Here is a 17,480-nt window from a genome sequence, read left to right on the forward strand (position 1 = left end):
CAATGTCGCCGACTTGAAACCAAACGCTTACGACGCCACCACACTTGGCCGTATCACGGATGATTGAGCAATGTATCTAGGGAAACGAATCAGAATCGCCATTGTCGATAACGACAAACTCACGCTTGGCATGATGAAACTTATGGTTAAGCAGCTGCTGCCGTTCGCCGAAATATATTGGACGGCGGCGAAAGGCAAAACGGCCATAGACAAATGCCTAGATAAGAAAACGCAGCCTGACGTTCTGCTGGTGGACATGTCCCTGGAAGACATGACCGGTTATGAGGTATGTCGGGCCATCCGTTCCAAAACACCGCAGATTGTGCTGATCGGCATAACCGCTTTCTCCTTGGAACGATATTATGTGCAGGCCTTGGAAAACGGGGCCGCGTGCTTGATGGATAAGGCGCAGGTGCGTGACGTCTGCCAAGCCCTGTGCCTGTTGGCTAACGGACAATCACCTCATGTGAAATACGAGTCATCGGAAACCGCACAGGAAGCCTATGCAAGATTGTCCAGAGAGGACAATCCGGAGCATCGATACAAAAACCTCACCAGAAGAGAGGAAGAGGTCATGAATCTGTGCGCGCTAGGATATACATCAAAGGAAATAGGAGCAAAGCTCAGTATAGGAGAACCGACCGTAAAGACATACATCAAACGGGTAGTCGAGAAAATAGGTGCCAAGAACCGAACGCAAGCAGTAATCCGTTGGCTTGAAATGAAGGAAGAATGAAAGACAGGCGCGGAGCATTCATCGCTTATATAAGTCGAAATTCCACATACATCCGCTATCTTCTTCCTGCGATCAGCATTATCCTTACGCTGGCGGAAACCTGGTCCTATCCACCAAACAGCGCAATGACCGGCCTGCTGGTCATTGTTCATATAGGCGCACTTGCGTTAATGGCATTTCGACCGATGCTGGGTGCCAATATAGTCGTGGTTTCCTTTCTTATATGCTGCCTTATACCGGATGACAGTGGGCCGAGTTTCCTGTGGGGAATCTGGCTGGCATTGGCCTATGCGGGGCTATATGTCCAACCTCCATACGGGGCGATTTACCCGCTGGCGGTATCCGCAGTGCGCATGTGGAGATTCGACGAGACCGGCACTCCGGTCAGTGAATACGTCATGCTGCTGTTCATCATGTTTTTGGTTTTCTTCGCTGGGCGAGCCGTTTCATGGAGTAATCTGGCGAATCAGGCCGAACAGGATAAACTGAGGGTCGAGAAAATGCAGCAGCATCTTGCAATGATCCGAAAGGAGAACATCGCCGCCAGCCAGATTCATGATTCCGTTACCGGAAACCTCACCTATATGGCAATATTGCTAGACAGGAAATCCCTGAGTCACGAAAACGTCTTCACCGAAACGGAAGTCACGGAACTTCGCACAATGCTCGTCAAGACATTGGGAGAAGTTCGAAGCGCTATCAACTTAATGAATGGCGATGATGCAGAACACATGAACGACATGAATGCATCTTGTGCAAGTCAGATTCAAACCATTGCGGAACAAGGAGACAGAACCTTGGCGAAGCTTGGTTTTTCAGGAAGGACACGTTTGTCTTCGAACCTTCCGGAAAGCATCAATGATGATTGCTCACGCGAAATAGTGTCGTTGCTGCAGGAGCTATATACGAATACCGCCGCCCACGCAAAGCCGAACGGGGAATACTACATCTCCGTCAACTTCCACGATTCATCCATCCATATCGATCAGGTCAACGATGTGTCGGACGATAACCTGTTTCCCGATAAGCCGGCATCACGCAATGGTTTGAAGCTGCATATCGAGCGTATACGGTCTTTGGGCGGCGATTCGAGAATTTCCACTGAAGACGGGACCTGGCAGCTCCACGTCAGAATTCCCCTCGAATCAGCTTCCGATATGGCAGATCCAGTATAGTGGCGGCGGGCAACCCGGATAGATACGGGTGCTTGCTGTGGAGACGGATTCCCATTGGCTTGTGGAACCAGCTCCTGCAGGAGGAGCGCCTGACGTCACCAATGATATAAGAATCAACACAGAGGCAATTACTTTCATGACTGTCCTTTCCGTGATGTGCAGTATCGCATAATCACGAGGTTCGTTGCTCCACCATCAATGTTTTGTCATCTATCGCATGACATTCCCCGGAGCTATCGGATTCTGACCTCATCAATGGTCGTATTCGTGTAGACGTGGGGTCCGTCAAATCAATCGGACGCCCACGCCTGCTCGCTACTTTCTTACTGGATGGTTATTCGTCCATGAATTCCTGAGCCAGATGGTCAACGATCTGGCTCTGATGCTCCACTACGGTGAGCTGATAATACCGTATGGCGACTTTCTCACTGGTGTGTCCCAGCTCGTTCATGACTTCACGAAGTGTTCCCCCTCGCAGCATCAGCAATGTCGCGTGGCTTGCCCGCAGTCCCTGAAATGTCAGATCAGGCCGCCCTGCTTTCACGCGAGCTTTGGCGAATTGCTCCTCCAGAGTGGTTTGGGACATTATCCTCGCCCTTCGTGGGACGAATACCGGTGAATCCGGCAGGCGCATGTCGCAGTAATCATGAAGATGCTGACGAATCATCGACATGAGGGCATCTGGTATATGCACGTTCCTTATACTCGACTCCGTTTTCGTTCTGCTATACCGGATTTCTCCACGATCCATACTGCCGCGGTTTACGGAGTGTCGGACATGCAACGTCTGACCATCAAGATCTATATCTTTGACACGAAGACCGCATAGTTCCCCGCATCGCAACCCTCCGACCAAAGTCGAGAGGAAGACCGACAACCTTGTGTATTCCGGCATGGCCTGCGCCAGCAAAGTCAGTTCGCGAGGCGTCACCGGTGACACGTCGATACGCGATGATCGCGGTGCGGGAGGTATGGGAAAAATGAATGGATTGAATTGAAGCAATGGTGCCGTTCCGTCTAGTCCGGGCTTTGTCGCGGATTCGAGAATCGCTTTGAATCGCATGCAGGAACGGCGGAAGGCCCATTGCCCTTCTGGATGCGGTTTGTCATACCATGCCTTGATTTTCAGGGGTGTGATTTCCGAGAGGCGGAGTGACTCAAAATCCGTGATGAAATGCCGGATGTCTAATTTGAGGTTCCTGCGTGTCCCTCCGGCTATCTCTCCGCCATTCGGGAGCTTGTAGTTTGATTCCCATTGCGCCACATAATCGCGGAACAGGATATGACGCTGCTCCTGTTCCTTGAACTCCTTCAGCTTGTCTTTTTTTCGTTGGGTCGGGTGCTTCCATTCAGCTATACCTTTATTGTGCAGATCTACCAGATGTTTCTCTTCTTCGAGCCATGTTCTGGCATCTAGTTCCTGCCAGGGTTTGAACTGTCGTTGCACTCGTTTCCCCGGGGCAATCGGGTTCGGGTAGCGAACTTGCCAGGCAATGATTCCTCCGTTCTCATCAAAACGTGGTATGACCGTTCCCCATGTGCTTCGCGGCTTTTTCATTTGGTTTTTCTTGGGATGCCTATTCCTGGGCATGAAATCCCCCTTGATAGCAAAAAGGCGCACCGTGTGTGCGCCTTTCGGGAGATTGAAGTCAAATGATGCCGGAGAGGAGGAGTTCGCCATGTGTATGTCATCTTGAGATGACATACACATGCAAATGGCCTCTTTGAGGCCATTCATTGTCTGTGCCGATAAGTTCTATCCGCATAAAACGAAAAGAGAAGCGGAAAATAAGAGCTGTGATGACTGATGATTCTTGAGGTCTTACGGCAGATGCCAAATGAAGCACGCTTGCGCGCATTAGGCCGGTATCGTGTCAGATCGATATGCACGCAGACGCTCAATACTTCATCTTTGAATGTTTGAATGTCGAGTATTTGGCCGTGCTCTGTCGCGAGGGAACGGGACGTTTTTTCGAACTATGTGATTCAGGATGGCATGCCCCGTATATGCAACTTGCTGACAGGGTGCCCGTCACCATGTGGCGAGTGTTTCGATGGCGTCCAGTCCGTCCTGGCGGTGTGGTTCGTCGAGGTTGTCCCAGTAGGGGGAATCCTCGGTGAGCTTGTCGTGCAGGAGTTTGATGCGTTTGCGGTCAGTGCTGCTGTGCAGGCGTGCGAGCTCGGCGTCAGGGTCTGGGATGAGGGATGCGAGCATGGCGGCGTCGTAGAGGTGGCGGTCTCCGTAGCCGGCGTGGTCGGCACTGTAGGCCGCGCTTTTGAGTATTAGCGCGCCGAGCAGATCCGGGATACGGATTGTGACTTCGGTTCCGCTCTGGTCGTCGATGAGTCTGACCTGCATGCTGCGTTCCACGGCCTGGGCGCCGCCCGGCATGGACAGCACCGGCGTGCCGGCGATGGTCGCGTCGTTGCCGAGGAACTTGGGCAGGTGATCGGCGACCAGCAGGTCCACGACGTCGCCGTTCGGCGCGCCCATGCGGGTCGTGTATCCGGTCAGCGTGCCTGGCTGCATCTCGAACCCGCGGGCGGCAAGGACGCCGCGTAGTCTGGCGATGCCGCGTCGGTCCGCCATGAGGTCGGCGAGCAAGTCGCGTCGGTGGTGGGGCGTGCGGTCAATCCGCCCATGATGGCGTGCAGTTGGACCATGAGACCGCCTGTGAGCAGCCATGATTCCGGGATGTTCGCCGCGGCGACCGCATACACGGTGCTCCACGGATGGCCCGTGTTGGGTATGTGGATTGTGGAAATCATTGCTGCTCCTTGCGGTGGTGGTCGTCGATCATCTGTTGGAGGGTTTCCAGACCGGCGCGGCGTTCCCTCGGGTCGTTGGATTCGGCCAGGTCGGCCGCGCATACGGCGAGGGGCATCGGGCCCTCGCCGAAGGGGAGATTGTCAGTGATGCGGAGTCGCACCCGGACGGGTGTCACGCCTTCCTTCAGCCGACATTGTCGGACGATGTCATCCAGAGCAACGGCGGGGACGTAGCCTTCCACCGCATCCGTGGCGGTCAGCTGAAACGAGTCCGCCAATGCTCCGGTGGCGGCGGAGGGACGAATGAGGGTTTCGACCTTGGCGAGGTTGGAATCCCGGCACCAGTATTCGACCATCGTCGCGCGCTGTCGAGTGAGACGGATCAGGCTCTCCGCATCCGTTCTTCTGAGATATCCTTTGAGCCGGTATCGCTGCTGCCGGCCCAGCCATGGCGCGTCGAGCCCACTGAGCATGTATAGCGCCCCGAACGCCATGTCCGGTGAATAAGGGCGCCCGTCCGACCCTTGCCACTGTGCTTGGCGGCGTACGGAATCCTCCGTGATCAGCGAGCCGCCACCCACGGAAAAGGATTCAAGCCGGCCAGCAGCGCGAAGCGCGCTGACCCGTCGCTCGCTCACTCCGAGCCTACGGGCGGCCTCCCGCCGTGTGAGCAGCGTCCGATTCGTTCTGATAGCCATATTCCTATTGTATACAGAACTATTCCAGATTGGGAATAGTTCTGTATACACCGGGCAACAGGGCGTCTCAACCCGTATTCGTCTACATGTGGTCATTGCGCTGCTTTGATGAAGTCTTCGGCGAGTTGGTTGACGATCTGGTTGCGGTGTCGGGCGACGATGCGCTGGTAGTGCTTGATGGCGACCTTCTCGCTGACGTGGCCGAGTTCGTCCATGACCTCCCGCAAGGTACCGCCCTTGAGCATGAGCAGAGTCGCGTGACTCGCCCTCAGGGATTGGAAGGTCAGGTCGGGGCGGCCGGCTTTCTCCCTGGCTTTGCGGAACTGGGCCTCTAAGGTGGTCTGGCTCATCACCGAGGCTCGTCTGGGACGGAAGACCATGGCTTCCGGGTCCGTCCATTCGCAGTGCCTGAGCAGATGGTCGTGAATCAGGGGCACGAGCCCGTCGGGGATGGGCACGGTGCGCCGGCTGGAGTCGGTCTTGGTCCTGGCGATGCGTGTCGAACCGCGATCCGCATAGCCCCTGTTGACGGAATGGCGCACTGTCAGGCGCTTGGTCTTCAGGTCGATGTCCTTGACCTGCAGGCCGCACAGCTCGCCGCAACGGAGGCCTCCGACGAGCGTGGCGAGTATTACCGCCAGTCTCGTGTAGTCGGGCATGTTCTCCGCGATCAGCTTGAGTTCCAGCGGCGTGACCGGCGGAACATCCTCCCTGGCGGATCGTGGCGCCGGCGGTATGGGCAGGATGAACGGGTTGTCGCGGATCAACGGAGGGGAACCGTCCATGCTCATCTTCGTGGCGCTGGCGAATGCCGCCTTCAGACGCATGCATGAGCGACGGAACGCCCATTGCCCCTCTGGGTGCGGCGCGTCGTACCAGCGTTTGATGTCCTTCGGCGTGATCTCGGTCAGGAGCTTGCCCTTGAAGCCCGGCATGAAGTGCGCGATGTCGAGATACAGGTTCCGGCGCGTGCCGCCGGCTATCCTCTCGCCGTTCGGCAGCCGGTATCCTTCCGCCCACCGGGTCACGTAATCCTCGAACGAGATAAGGTTCGCGCGCTTCCTGCGGCGGCGTTCTGACGGATGGACCCATTCCTGGATGTGCTTGCGGTCCAGTTCCACCAGATGCCGTTCCTCTTCGAGCCACTGGTGCGCCTCGTGCTCCATGTCCGGCTTGAACTGGCGCTGGACCTTCTTGCCCGGTCGTTTCGGGTCCGGGTACCGCACCTGCCAGGCGACGAGATTGCCTGCGGTATCGTAGCGCGGCGTCACGGTGCCGAATCTGCTCCGTCGCCCCGGCGACGGCCCCATACTGTCCTTCTTCGTCCTTGCGGACATGATGATGCTCCTTGTGCTGAATCCAAGATCGATGGCATGGCATAACAGCCTCGGAAAAATGCCACCAAAAATGCCACCAAGTGGCCGAATACGCTCTCAGTGAGCCATTGCACCTAAAAATGCACCTCTAGTGCCTTAGGCCTTGCAATCATTGAGGTTTAGGCTGATTCAATCACTCGTCACAGGTCGTTTCGACCATCAGCCGCATGAAGATGACGCTAAGGAGCAACACTGCTTGCGTGTCTATTGGAAGAAAGCGGGAACCGTTGCTATGATTGATTTTGTAAGTAATGAAAGTGGATTTATTTGCCCCCGGAGTGGTGGAGATGGACCTGTACGACGCTGGGCCGTATCCCCCTCTCTGGGGGTACTTCAACAAAAACCTCGGCCAATCGGTCGAGGTTTTTTCATATGTTCATATGCGGCTGCACAAGCAACCCAAGCATCCGAAATATAACGAGGGACGTATGGCACAAGAACACACAGCACAGGCCGAACCGTCACCTACCAATAATCGTTTGCACGATAGCCAGCAGGCTTCCCCGGATCAACGAGCCGGAAGACGTCTTGCGGCATTCAAAGCGGCGTTCCCGCTCACCGTTCCCATCTGCCTAGGGTTTCTGTTCCTTGGCGCCTCCTACGGCATTCTGATGGGCACGAAAGGCTTCTCGTTCGTGTGGCCCATGTGCATGAGCGCGTTCATCTTCGCGGGTTCGATGGAATTCGTCACCGTGAACCTGTTGCTCTCTGCGTTCAACCCATTTGCCGGCTTTCTGCTGGCGCTGATGGTGAACGCTCGACACTTGTTCTATGGCTTGTCCATGCTGGGCAGGTTCAAAGGACTCGGCTGGAAGCGTCCATACCTGATTTTCGGCATGTGCGATGAAACCTATGCCATTAATTCCACCGCGCGGATTCCGGATACGGTGGATCGCGGCTGGTTCTATTTCTGGGTGACTGTGTTGAATCAATGCTATTGGGTAGTCGGCGCCACCGCTGGCGGCATTATCGGCTCTCATCTGCCGTTTGATACCACCGGCCTTGATTTTGTGCTCACCGCGCTGTTTCTGGTGATTTTCCTTGACCAGTGGCTCGGAGGCAAGCATCGTGAGCGACTGTCCGCAATCATTGGCGTGCTTGCGGCGCTCGTTTGCCTCGTGATTTTTGGTGCCGAGAACTTCATGATTCCTGCATTGATTGCCATGCTGGTGCTGTTCACCATATTGCGGCCTCATTTGGATACGCTCAATATCGAGTCCGAGAACGCATCAGCAAACAATGCCGGCGAGAACGCCGATGCTTCGCAGGAGGTTCGATAATCATGACTATGACCGTCTGGCAAGGGGTGTTCACCATCGTGGCCGTAGCGGTTGGCACTATGCTGACCCGATTCCTGCCGTTTATCATTTTCCCGGAGTCGAAGGAACCACCACGATTCATCAACTATTTGGGTTCTGTGCTGCCTTATGCCATGACTGGCCTGTTGGTGGTATATGCGCTGCGTAACACGCCGATTCTCACCGGCTCGCATGGTATTCCCGAGCTTATTGCCTGCGCTGTGATTGTGCTGCTGCACTGGTGGAAGCGCAATATGCTGCTTTCGATTGCAGCCGGCACGATAGTGTACATGCTGCTGGTACAGCTGGTGTTCTAGAAACGGAATAAGGCTCCCCGCAGGGAGCCTTATGAATATTCAGTCCTGAAGCTGCTTCTCTACCCAATCAACAATGTAGGGAGCGACCTCTTCGATCTGATCGATGGCGACTTCGAATTCATGCTGTCCGCCATACCAAGGATCCACCAGATCGATTTGATCCTCACGCCCAGGCTTTGGCTTGGGCAGGTTCGGATCGAAACTGCGGTACATATGCACTTCGGCGCGCTTACCGGCCGGCAGCATACGCAGCAGTGCACGCATATGCGATGCGGTCATCGGCAGGAACAAATCGGTACGGTTGATTTCGTCGCGAGAAATGCGGTGAGCGAAGTGATCGTGCGGGATCTCATCGCCGTAACCACGCTCGCGCAGCACACGCACGGCACGCGGATCAATCGGATGGCTCCACTCCTCATCCGATACACCGCTGGATTCCACGTTCACTTTACTGCCTAATCCACGCTCATTGAAGAAGTGGCGCAGAATAATCTCTCCCATTGGAGAGCGGCAGATATTGCCGGTGCACACGGTCATTACGGTATAGGGATGGGTAGTGTTGCTCATCGATAGCTTTCATCTCGTACACAGCCGTTCGGCTACGTATTACTTGGTTTTCGTCAGAATGCAGAACTGATAGGAGGCAATGCCACAATCAGGGTTGGCGGGCTTCAAACGCTCCCCTACTTCAACTTCTTGCCATAGGCCGGCTTCAACCAGCGCTTTCATATCAGGAGCGTAGGAATCGGCATCCACTTGCGCATCCAACAGCGTCACATATGCCTTGTTGGCGAATGGCAACGCTTCGGCGAACAGCTGGGCTCCACCGATAACCCAGATTTCGGAGCGGTCCAGACCATCGTCCGGAATCGCCTCCTGGCGGGCCAGGTCGAGCGCATCGTCAAGACTCGTCACCACTGTGGCACCGGGGGCGCTATACAGCGGATCACGAGAAACGACGATATTGTCTCGGTTAGGCAGCGGACGGTACTTCAAGCCCAATGACTCCCAAGTCTTGCGACCCATAATTACGGGGTGAGAAACCGTCAGCTCCTTGAAATGCTTCATGTCTTCGGCGCAATGCCACGGCATTCCGCCATTAAAGCCGATGGCACCCGGACGACCTTCTTTGTCGCGAGCCTCGGCCCAAATGAGATTCACCGAAAAAGTCTTGGGGAAATCATCTCCCCAATCCTCTTCGTTAGCAGACAGCCCGGCAGACCCGGGCTCGGGTTCGTGATAGCCGCTACGGCTACTGTCATGCTCCATTTCGCTTTACTCCTCCTGGATTCAACGGAACTGGGCCTTAGTGTAGTTGATGTGTCAGACTGCCGAGCCGTTAAAAGGACAGTCCAGTGGACTGTCCTTAGGCAAGGTGAGGCTCCGCACTATTAGCGGAGCCGAAGGAAGTCAGACCGCAACAGGAGCTTTGATGGTGGGGTGATGCTGGTAACCCACGATGGTGAAGTCTTCGTACTGGTAGTCGAAAATCGAATCAGCCTTGCGAATCTCAATCTGTGGGTACGGGTAGGGATCGCGCCCCAACTGTTCAAGCACTTGCTCAATGTGATTGTCATACACATGGCAGTCGCCACCGGTCCAGACGAATTCGCCAGGTTCAAGACCAGCTTGCTGCGCCATCATCAGAGTCAGCAGTGAGTAGGAGGCCACGTTGAACGGCACGCCGAGGAACATGTCGCAGGAACGCTGGTAGAGCTGGCAAGACAGCTTGCCGTTCGCCACATAGAACTGGAACAGCGCATGGCATGGCGGCAGGGCCATGTTCTCCACCTCTGCCGGATTCCATGCCGAGACCACCATACGGCGGGAATCCGGATGGTTTTTAATCAAATCCATCACATTAGCGATCTGATCGATGGTGTGATTGGGGTTTTCAGGAGTAGGTGCCGGCCATGAACGCCATTGTGCGCCATATACAGGGCCCAGATCGCCGTTTTCGTCCGCCCATTCATCCCAAATATGCACATTGTGGTCCTGCAGCCAACGCACATTGGTAGAGCCTTTCAGGAACCACAACAGCTCATATGCCAAACCTTTGAAGAACACTGTCTTCGTAGTGAGCAATGGGAAATAGCTGGAGATATCGAACCGCATCTGCTGGCCGAATAGGGAAATCGTGCCCGTGCCGGTACGGTCGGACTTCAGCGTGCCTTCGGTCAGAATCTTGCGCACCAAATCCTCATAAGGCATGGGGATGTTGGTTTGCGGACGAGCGGGGATACGTGAACGGATTTCTGCAAGTTGTTCTTCGGTCAAAGCCATGCGCACTATGGTAGCGGCAGGGGCAAGACCTCAACATCGCATTGGCGTCATGACTAGATAATCCACGGCCATTACATGATTCATACTCCCGGAACCACCGCGCTCGAGGCATAATGGAGAGGTCAATCAATGCCATGAGATGCCGTAAGGAGGCACACTATGGGTAAGCGACTGTGGGTGGAGCGTAACAAGGACGGTTCATGGGATGCGTTCAGCGATGATGGTGCACATATCAAGTTCGGCAAGGATCGTGGTCAGTTCACTCCGGGCGATCTGATGAAGGTGGCTTTGGCCGGCTGTGCTGCGCTTTCCAGCCAGTTCGCCATCGAGCATACTCTCGGCGAAGGCAAGGGTGCCAAGATCGTGGTGGATGGCTCCTATGACCCTGAGAACGACGCGTACACCGGCTTTGACGAGCAGGTTGTGGTGGATGCCTCCGATGCCGGTCTTTCCGATGAAGATGCCGAAAAGCTCAAGGAACGCATCACCCGCCATATCGACAAGGGCTGCACGGTCAAGCACACCTACGTGCAGGAAACCCCCGTGCGCATGAACGTGACCATCAAGCGTTGATGCAACCGACCTGATAGTCAATTCCGGTTACTGCCGGAGCCATCAGAGAAGGGGCATGACACCGGACCGTAAGCTTGGCCGAACGGCCTTGAGCGTGTCCAGGGTCATGCCCCTTCTCTGATGGCGGTCAGTTGAGCGCTAGCTTATTGACGCTCAGGATCGATGGTCTTTTCGATTTCCTTGACGACTTCCGGCTCAGCCTTGGCCACCGGAATCTCCTCGACGCCGGCAATCTCCTCCAGCGACTTGGTAGGTACTTCAGCCGGAGAGCTCGGCACGGTGTCCAGACGGGATTCCGCAGCCTCGACATACTTACGCGGCACCACATACACTGGGCCGACCGCGTGCTGCAAGAGTCCCTGGCTGGTGGAGCCCAGCAGCAGACCGGTGAAACCACCGCGACCACGGGAGCCAACCACCACAACATCGTGATCGTAGCTGGCCTTGGTCAGTGCGCTGACAGCCGGACCGGAGACGATACGCTTGTTAATCTTCAGGTTCGGATGAGACTCCTGCAATGGCTTGATGCGGACTTCCAAATCATCCTCATACGACTTCAACACATCGTCCTCACCGTCAATGCCCTTCAGGTTCGGCACGGCGGAGAGCACATCAAGCTCGGCATCCCAGCACGTGGCGAAGTCAGCGGCAATCTCCAGAGCCTTCAGACCCCACTTGGATTCGTCGGAACCGACTGCCACCTTGGTGATGGTGTTGTTCAAATGCATCAAGTTGCCATCGTCATCGGTGTACGGCACCACCACAATCGGGCAGTATGCGTATGCCGGCAGCGAGGAGGACGTGGTTCCCAGCAGGCGCTCGGCCAAACCACCTTTACCACGGTTGCCAATCACAATCAGGTTGTAGTTGCGAGACAATTCAACGAACACAGACGCAGGGTCGCCGGTAACGATCAGCGTAGCGGCCTCAACACCCTGCTCATCAGCAATGGCCTTGGCCTTGGACAGAATCTCCTGAGCATCCGAGTGCGCGGCGTTATCATCCCCCATTGCCGTGTACGTAGCATCAAATGACACAGCGGCATAGCTGGGCAGGGAATACGCGCAGACAATCTGCAGCGTGAGTCCGGCATGCTTCGCATAATTCGCGGCCCACCATGTTGCCTTATAGCTGGCATGTGACCCGTCAACGCCGACGAGAATGGCCTTGTCGTTAATCATGACGACCTCCTTGAAGTTATCGCGGCATCAGCACCGCGTATCTCCAACAATACCGCGCGACACTCGGATGAGCCGGTAACGAAAATGCGGAAATGCTCCACAAAACAGTGAGCTCGCACACAACCATGCGCATAACGCAAAGGGCTCTGCAGACATGTGAATCATGTCTACAGAGCCCTTAATACAAGCGTTACAGCTTAAAAAAAAGCTTACGGAATGCGCACCACAGTGGTGAGCTTGTTCGGCAGCGTGCCGGCCAATGCCACAACACCGCCAGTCCAGCCACCGTGAATGGCCTTGCCGCCGCCAACGTACAGCGCCACATGATCATAGTGCACGCCGCCATTGGTGCCATTGGTGTACTTGTAAATCAAAATGTCGCCCGGCTCCAACGTGCCATCGGTGACCACATAACCGCCAGGTACGTTCACGTATTCTTCAGGCCATCCGTGGAAATTAATGCCTCGTGCGGCCAGTGCCTTGGTAACCAGTGCCGTGCAGTCCATCGAGCTGCCAATCAGTGAATAAGCGCGGTCAATGGAAGCCGCAGCACCAGCGGTGGCTGCACTTCCGGAATCGGAGTAGCTCAACGTGGAGCGAGAATCACTGCGGCTTGCCGCCTGGGACTGGGATTGAGTCTGCTCAGCAGCCTTCTTGGCGGCTTCTTCCTGAGCTTTCTTCTGAGCCTCGGCGTCCTTTTCCGCCTGAGACTGGGTTTGGGGAACGTTCAGGCTTTCCACATCTCCCCAGCTAGCATCGCTGTCCACCTCGGTAGAGGTAGCTTCAGCGGTGAAATCCTTGCGCACCTGCGTATATGCGGGGAAGGATTTCGTGGAGGTGACGGTTTCCTGAGCCGGAGCCGCGGATGCGGCCGGGACAAAGGCAAACAAGCATGCGGCTGCGGCGCACACTGCCACCACAGAAGAAATCACAGAATTGGTCTTCATAAAACCCTTACTGTACACTGCACCAATCAACAAAGCTTGCTCATAGCGGAATACCAGGCTATGAGATAGCAGACATCCTTCGGCGTGTCGCGAGGAATATGGTATCAATCTGCGGTATGAGCAGTATGAATACCGGCAGTGCAAGTATGCCGGCAATACATACCGTCAGTAATGAATGTACTGGAACGTGCTGGCTTGTTCGGCGGTAAACGTGCGGGTGGAAATCACACCCAAGCCCTTGTAGTTGGATTCGGAAATCTCGATGGAACCATCGGAATTCACCTTTTCCACCACACCGACGTGTCCGTAATAGGAGTCGGCGTTCTCCTGACCGGGAGCAAAGACCACTACGTCGCCAGTATGGCGAGCGGTATTGTCGACCCAGTATCCACGAGAGCTGGCGGAATTTGCCCAGGAACGAGCGTCTCCGAAGCTGCCGCCAATCGGCAGGCCCAACTCGGTGCGGCGCTGGTAGGCATACCAAGTGCACTGACCCCACGGATACGTGTTCTGATTCTTGCCGGCATCATGGTTTGGATTGAATCCAGCTGGAATCGAGCCTTGATCCTGATCCATCAGCGCAGCCACCACAGAGTTGCGAGCGGTATTGCGATTCATCAGGTTGGTATCCAACGTTCCTTCGGAATTGCTCAATCCCCAGCTGCTGGAGGAATCCGTTGACGTGGACTGCGTACCGGACGAGCTCAAATCAGAACGCGCCTCGGAACGGGAAGCCGAGCTTACATCGCTCACACGCTTAATCTGCGTGGTCGTAGTGGCGTTATCGGCGAGCGTCAGGTCTTCTTCCGGGCTAGCAAAAGCGATAGCGCCAGCTGCGGTACCAACCAGAGCGGCCAACGATGCGGAAGCCAGAATATGGCTGCGGCGTTCGGCGGCACGGGCGGCCTGACGAATAGAACGACGGGTCTGCGGAGCAATCTCGTTGATCTTGGCGGCCACTGCGGGATCCAAGCCCAGCACAGCGGCATCGTCGCCTGCAGATTGCACAGCGCGAACAGAGCGAATGGAATGCGTCCCCTTACCAGAGGAGAACAGTGCCTTCGCTAAGCTAAACTTCTGGCTCGAAACCTTGGCCGCTTTATGCGAAGCATGCTTCATACCTAATAAACTCCTTGGTTTGGTTGACAACAGTACATCATGATCAGGTACTGCTGTACCGACACTGCCCACTACTCTACAACGAACATGTGTCATTTGATAACCGAATAGCATCCACAAGGGCGTGTCGAACCGGTTCGACATCATTTATGTTGACACTGTATCAATCCGGCAACCGAGCAAATCTTGGCATTATTCCGTTGCAATGATTACCCTTATCTGACGTGACTACGACAGTAAAGATTCCCGATTCAATAAAGCCTGAGGATGGCCGCTTCGGCTCCGGCCCCAGCAAAGTGCGCTCAGAGCAAATAGCAGCTCTTGACGCCGGTGCCACCACATTGCTGGGCACCTCTCACCGTCAGCTCCCGGTAAAGCAACTCGTCGGCTCCATTCGCGAAGGATTGCATGCCTTCTTCAAGTTGCCAGACGGTTATGAAGTGGCACTGGGCAACGGCGGCGCCAGCGCATTCTGGGAAATCGCCTGCGCGTCTCTGATTACACGCCGCGCCGCATTCGGCGCCTACGGCTCGTTCAGCGCCAAATTCGCAGCCTCCGCAGCTAACGCCCCGTTCCTTGAAGAGCCGGCGATTTTCTCTTCGGAACCAGGCACGTATCGGCTTCCGGAATTCACCGAAGGTGTGGACACCTACTGCTGGGCCCATAATGAAACTTCCACCGGAGTGGCAGCTCCGATTCGCCGCGTTCCCGGCAGTCAGGAAGCCGGTGCCTTGACCGTTATCGACGGCACCAGTGCGGCAGGAGCCCTGCCTATTGATATCAGTCAAACCGACGTGTATTACTTCTCCCCGCAGAAGGCGTTCGGTTCAGATGGCGGGCTTTGGATCGCAGTGCTCTCCCCCGCTGCCATCGAACGCGCAGCCGGCGTGGAATCCAGCGCTCATCTGGACGGCGCACGCCGTTGGGTTCCGCCATTCCTTTCGCTGACCAAAGCACTGGAGAACTCCCGCAAGGATCAGACGTTGAACACGCCTTCCGTGGCGAACCTCATCATGATGGAAAATCAGGTTCGCTGGCTGAATGATAACGGCGGCTTAGATTGGGCCACTGCACGTTGCGCCAAGTCCGCGTCCCTGCTGTATTCATGGGCGGAACATTCCGATTACGCGCAACCGTTCGTCTCCGACTACGATGCACGCTCCAACGCGGTAGTCACCATTGATTTGGATGAGCGCGTACAAGCCAATCAGGTACTGGCTTTGCTGCGCGAAAACGGCATTGTGGATTGTGCCGGATACCGCAAGCTTGGCCGTAACCAGTTGCGTATCGGCGTATTCCCCTCAGTGGAACCTGCGGATGTGGTGAACCTGACCAAGTGCATCGACTACGTGGTCGAGCATCTGTAAAACCAAGAACTACTAGATAGTAAGGAAACGTAGTAAAGAGGAACGTTTGACGTTCCTCTTTACTACAGTCTGTGACTATGAAGTTTGCGCCTATTATCGACCCAGCCGTTCGCAAGCCCGCCCCAAAGCCGGTGCGGGTTGATTTGCGTAAGGTTTTCGGCATCGGAACCGGACTATGGGCCGTGGCGTTGATTATCGCTCTGATTCTCGTGGCTATTGGGCGCGGCACGGAATCACTGGTTATCATATGCGCGTCCGGTGTCATCATCGGGCTTCTGCTGCTGATTTGGGAGTTCTTCGACCGCTGGGACTACCGGCGCCTGGGCCTGTAAAGCCAAACTCCAAACTTACTGAGCAAGTGGCAGGCTCAAGCTGAACGTGCTGCCTTGCCCCTCGGAGCTCCACACGGACACATCACCATGATGGGTGAGTGCCACATGCTTGACAATGGCCAAGCCAAGCCCCACACCTTCTGCAGTGCGTTCGGTTTGTGAAGCGCCTCGATAGAATCGCTCGAAAATACGAGATTGATCGCGCTTGGCGATTCCGGCACCCTGATCGATCACACGAATCACTGCGCGGTCGCCATCCTTAGACCGCGATGCCGAGACACTCACCACACCATGTTCCTTGGAATATCCGATGGCATTTTCCACCAGCTTGGTCACGGCACTATCGATTTGGTCGGCAAGTCCATTAATCACCAAGGCGTCATCGCCTTTGAGCATCAGCTGCACGCCAGCTTGTTCGGCTTCCGGCTGCAGATGCTTTATAGTGGCTCGCAGTTGTTCCATTACATTAAGACGATTCGCGGAAGACGGGGTAATGGGTTCCTGTGCACGAATCAATAGCAGCAAGTCAGCAACCATATGATTCAGCTTGTTGCAGCTGGACCGCACTTGGCGCGCATCCGCGGCAATACGGGTCTGATCAAGGTCACCGTGTTCCAACGAATCCGCCAGCTGAGAAAGCGCCTGCGTGGGCTTCAACAACTGCTCGGACACGTTAGTGATGAACGAATCACGCACCTGACCGAATCGGACGATTTCGCTGACATCAGCAATCAGCACAATAACGAATTTCTCACTGATGCGGGCCACCGTGACTTTCAGCCAATTCGGGCGGGTCACGGATTGCGCGGTGACGTGTTCGTTGCCGCCACGCTCGCCGGCATAGCGCTCCGGCGTGCTGGTGGTCAGGTCGAACTGGCGTTTGCCACCGGATTTTCTTGCCTCATGCACGGCATCCAGCACCGTGGAATCAACAATGGCATCCTCTTCGACTACGCCCAGATGGTAGGCGGCCGGGCTGCAACGGACCACACCATCATGGTCATCCACCACAATAGAGGTTCCCGGCATCATGGAAAGCAAAACGGCGGTATCGTCAGATAGATCATCAGTATCATCGGCATCATCATGACCGAAGTTCAACGTTATCCGTTGTGTGGCAACCCCAAGAACCACAAGAGCAATCACAACCAGCAGCGCAACGGATAGGACAATAAGCACGATCACGGCAGCAAGCGGCATTTGTGTCATAGCTAACATTGTTCCACACTCGGCGCGTCGAACACTACTTATTACTTCGGCGCGCCGATAATATGAATTGCAAGTGAACAACCCAATGAACAATAAAACA

18 protein-coding genes are annotated in these 17,480 nt (G+C 55.4%); 7 read left to right on the forward strand and 11 right to left on the reverse strand.

Going from position 1 to position 17,480, the window contains the following annotated elements; all coding sequences use genetic code 11:
* The first annotated feature begins 70 nt into the window (after positions 1-70).
* Both BISA_RS01625 and BISA_RS01630 read left to right on the forward strand, forming a co-directional pair.
* Positions 71-736 (forward strand): response regulator transcription factor, encoded by a 666-nt coding sequence (locus tag BISA_RS01625; RefSeq protein ID WP_033889832.1) that lies wholly within the window; start codon positions 71-73, stop codon positions 734-736.
* The gene (locus BISA_RS01630; protein WP_237746062.1) at positions 733-1,911 is read left to right on the forward strand and encodes a sensor histidine kinase; all 1,179 of its coding nucleotides are present in this window, start codon (positions 733-735) and stop codon (positions 1,909-1,911) included. The genes BISA_RS01625 and BISA_RS01630 overlap by 4 nt, the downstream gene beginning before the upstream one ends.
* Before the next feature lie 334 nt (positions 1,912-2,245).
* Here the strand turns inward: BISA_RS01630 and BISA_RS01635 are convergent, their stop codons facing one another.
* The 4 genes from BISA_RS01635 to BISA_RS01655 form a co-directional block, all read right to left on the reverse strand.
* Positions 2,246-3,592 carry a tyrosine-type recombinase/integrase gene (locus BISA_RS01635; RefSeq protein WP_237746063.1) on the reverse strand — a complete coding sequence of 449 codons (1,347 nt, stop codon included), beginning with the start codon at positions 3,590-3,592 and terminating at the stop codon, positions 2,246-2,248.
* Positions 3,593-3,943: 351 nt separating this feature from the next.
* Positions 3,944-4,516 (reverse strand): hypothetical protein, encoded by a 573-nt coding sequence (locus BISA_RS13295; protein WP_237746064.1) that lies wholly within the window; start codon positions 4,514-4,516, stop codon positions 3,944-3,946.
* A 160-nt stretch (positions 4,517-4,676) separates the two neighbouring features.
* On the reverse strand, positions 4,677-5,378 hold the full coding sequence (locus BISA_RS12145) for a helix-turn-helix domain-containing protein (protein WP_051917278.1): 702 nt from the start codon (positions 5,376-5,378) through the stop codon (positions 4,677-4,679).
* A 92-nt stretch (positions 5,379-5,470) separates the two neighbouring features.
* Positions 5,471-6,715, reverse strand: coding sequence for a tyrosine-type recombinase/integrase (locus BISA_RS01655; protein WP_051917279.1), 1,245 nt, complete (start codon positions 6,713-6,715; stop codon positions 5,471-5,473).
* A 467-nt stretch (positions 6,716-7,182) separates the two neighbouring features.
* Between BISA_RS01655 and BISA_RS01660 the strand changes: the two genes are divergently transcribed.
* Entirely contained in the window at positions 7,183-8,034 is an 852-nt protein-coding gene (locus BISA_RS01660) for an AzlC family ABC transporter permease (protein ID WP_081889959.1), read from the forward strand.
* A 2-nt stretch (positions 8,035-8,036) separates the two neighbouring features.
* Positions 8,037-8,369 (forward strand): branched-chain amino acid transporter permease, encoded by a 333-nt coding sequence (locus tag BISA_RS01665; RefSeq protein WP_033889835.1) that lies wholly within the window; start codon positions 8,037-8,039, stop codon positions 8,367-8,369.
* A 39-nt stretch (positions 8,370-8,408) separates the two neighbouring features.
* Here BISA_RS01665 and BISA_RS01670 read toward each other — a convergent pair whose 3' ends face one another.
* The 3 genes from BISA_RS01670 to BISA_RS01680 all read right to left on the reverse strand — a co-directional run bounded on the left by BISA_RS01670 (position 8,409) and on the right by BISA_RS01680 (position 10,580).
* Positions 8,409-8,936 carry a low molecular weight protein-tyrosine-phosphatase gene (locus BISA_RS01670; protein ID WP_033889836.1) on the reverse strand — a complete coding sequence of 176 codons (528 nt, stop codon included), beginning with the start codon at positions 8,934-8,936 and terminating at the stop codon, positions 8,409-8,411.
* A gap of 39 nt (positions 8,937-8,975) precedes the next feature.
* Positions 8,976-9,638 carry a dihydrofolate reductase gene (locus tag BISA_RS01675; protein ID WP_033889837.1) on the reverse strand — a complete coding sequence of 221 codons (663 nt, stop codon included), beginning with the start codon at positions 9,636-9,638 and terminating at the stop codon, positions 8,976-8,978.
* A 141-nt stretch (positions 9,639-9,779) separates the two neighbouring features.
* Entirely contained in the window at positions 9,780-10,580 is an 801-nt protein-coding gene (locus BISA_RS01680; RefSeq protein WP_237746069.1) for a thymidylate synthase, read from the reverse strand.
* A 231-nt stretch (positions 10,581-10,811) separates the two neighbouring features.
* Between BISA_RS01680 and BISA_RS01685 the strand changes: the two genes are divergently transcribed.
* Positions 10,812-11,225, forward strand: coding sequence for an OsmC family protein (locus tag BISA_RS01685; protein WP_033889839.1), 414 nt, complete (start codon positions 10,812-10,814; stop codon positions 11,223-11,225).
* 143 nt (positions 11,226-11,368) lie between these two features.
* Here the strand turns inward: BISA_RS01685 and BISA_RS01690 are convergent, their stop codons facing one another.
* The 3 genes from BISA_RS01690 to BISA_RS01700 all read right to left on the reverse strand — a co-directional run bounded on the left by BISA_RS01690 (position 11,369) and on the right by BISA_RS01700 (position 14,472).
* Positions 11,369-12,406: a universal stress protein gene (locus BISA_RS01690; protein ID WP_033889841.1), complete on the reverse strand. Its 1,038-nt coding sequence runs from the start codon at positions 12,404-12,406 to the stop codon at positions 11,369-11,371.
* Between the two features lie 209 nt (positions 12,407-12,615).
* Positions 12,616-13,353 (reverse strand): NlpC/P60 family protein, encoded by a 738-nt coding sequence (locus tag BISA_RS01695; protein ID WP_033889842.1) that lies wholly within the window; start codon positions 13,351-13,353, stop codon positions 12,616-12,618.
* A 165-nt stretch (positions 13,354-13,518) separates the two neighbouring features.
* Positions 13,519-14,472, reverse strand: a complete 954-nt coding sequence (locus BISA_RS01700; protein ID WP_033889843.1) for a CHAP domain-containing protein — start codon at positions 14,470-14,472, stop codon at positions 13,519-13,521.
* A gap of 224 nt (positions 14,473-14,696) precedes the next feature.
* On the opposite strand from BISA_RS01700, the gene serC reads away from it, so the two are divergent.
* Positions 14,697-15,839 carry a phosphoserine transaminase gene (gene serC, locus BISA_RS01705; RefSeq protein ID WP_033889844.1) on the forward strand — a complete coding sequence of 381 codons (1,143 nt, stop codon included), beginning with the start codon at positions 14,697-14,699 and terminating at the stop codon, positions 15,837-15,839.
* 77 nt (positions 15,840-15,916) lie between these two features.
* Entirely contained in the window at positions 15,917-16,171 is a 255-nt protein-coding gene (locus BISA_RS01710; protein ID WP_033889845.1) for a DUF2530 domain-containing protein, read from the forward strand.
* 15 nt (positions 16,172-16,186) lie between these two features.
* On the opposite strand, the gene BISA_RS01715 is transcribed toward BISA_RS01710, so the two are convergent.
* On the reverse strand, positions 16,187-17,380 hold the full coding sequence (locus tag BISA_RS01715; RefSeq protein WP_033889846.1) for a sensor histidine kinase: 1,194 nt from the start codon (positions 17,378-17,380) through the stop codon (positions 16,187-16,189).
* Between the last annotated feature and the right edge of the window lie 100 nt (positions 17,381-17,480).

The sequence above is a fragment of the Bifidobacterium saguini DSM 23967 genome (genome assembly GCF_000741715.1).
GTDB classification, from domain to species: Bacteria; Actinomycetota; Actinomycetes; order Actinomycetales; family Bifidobacteriaceae; genus Bifidobacterium; species Bifidobacterium saguini.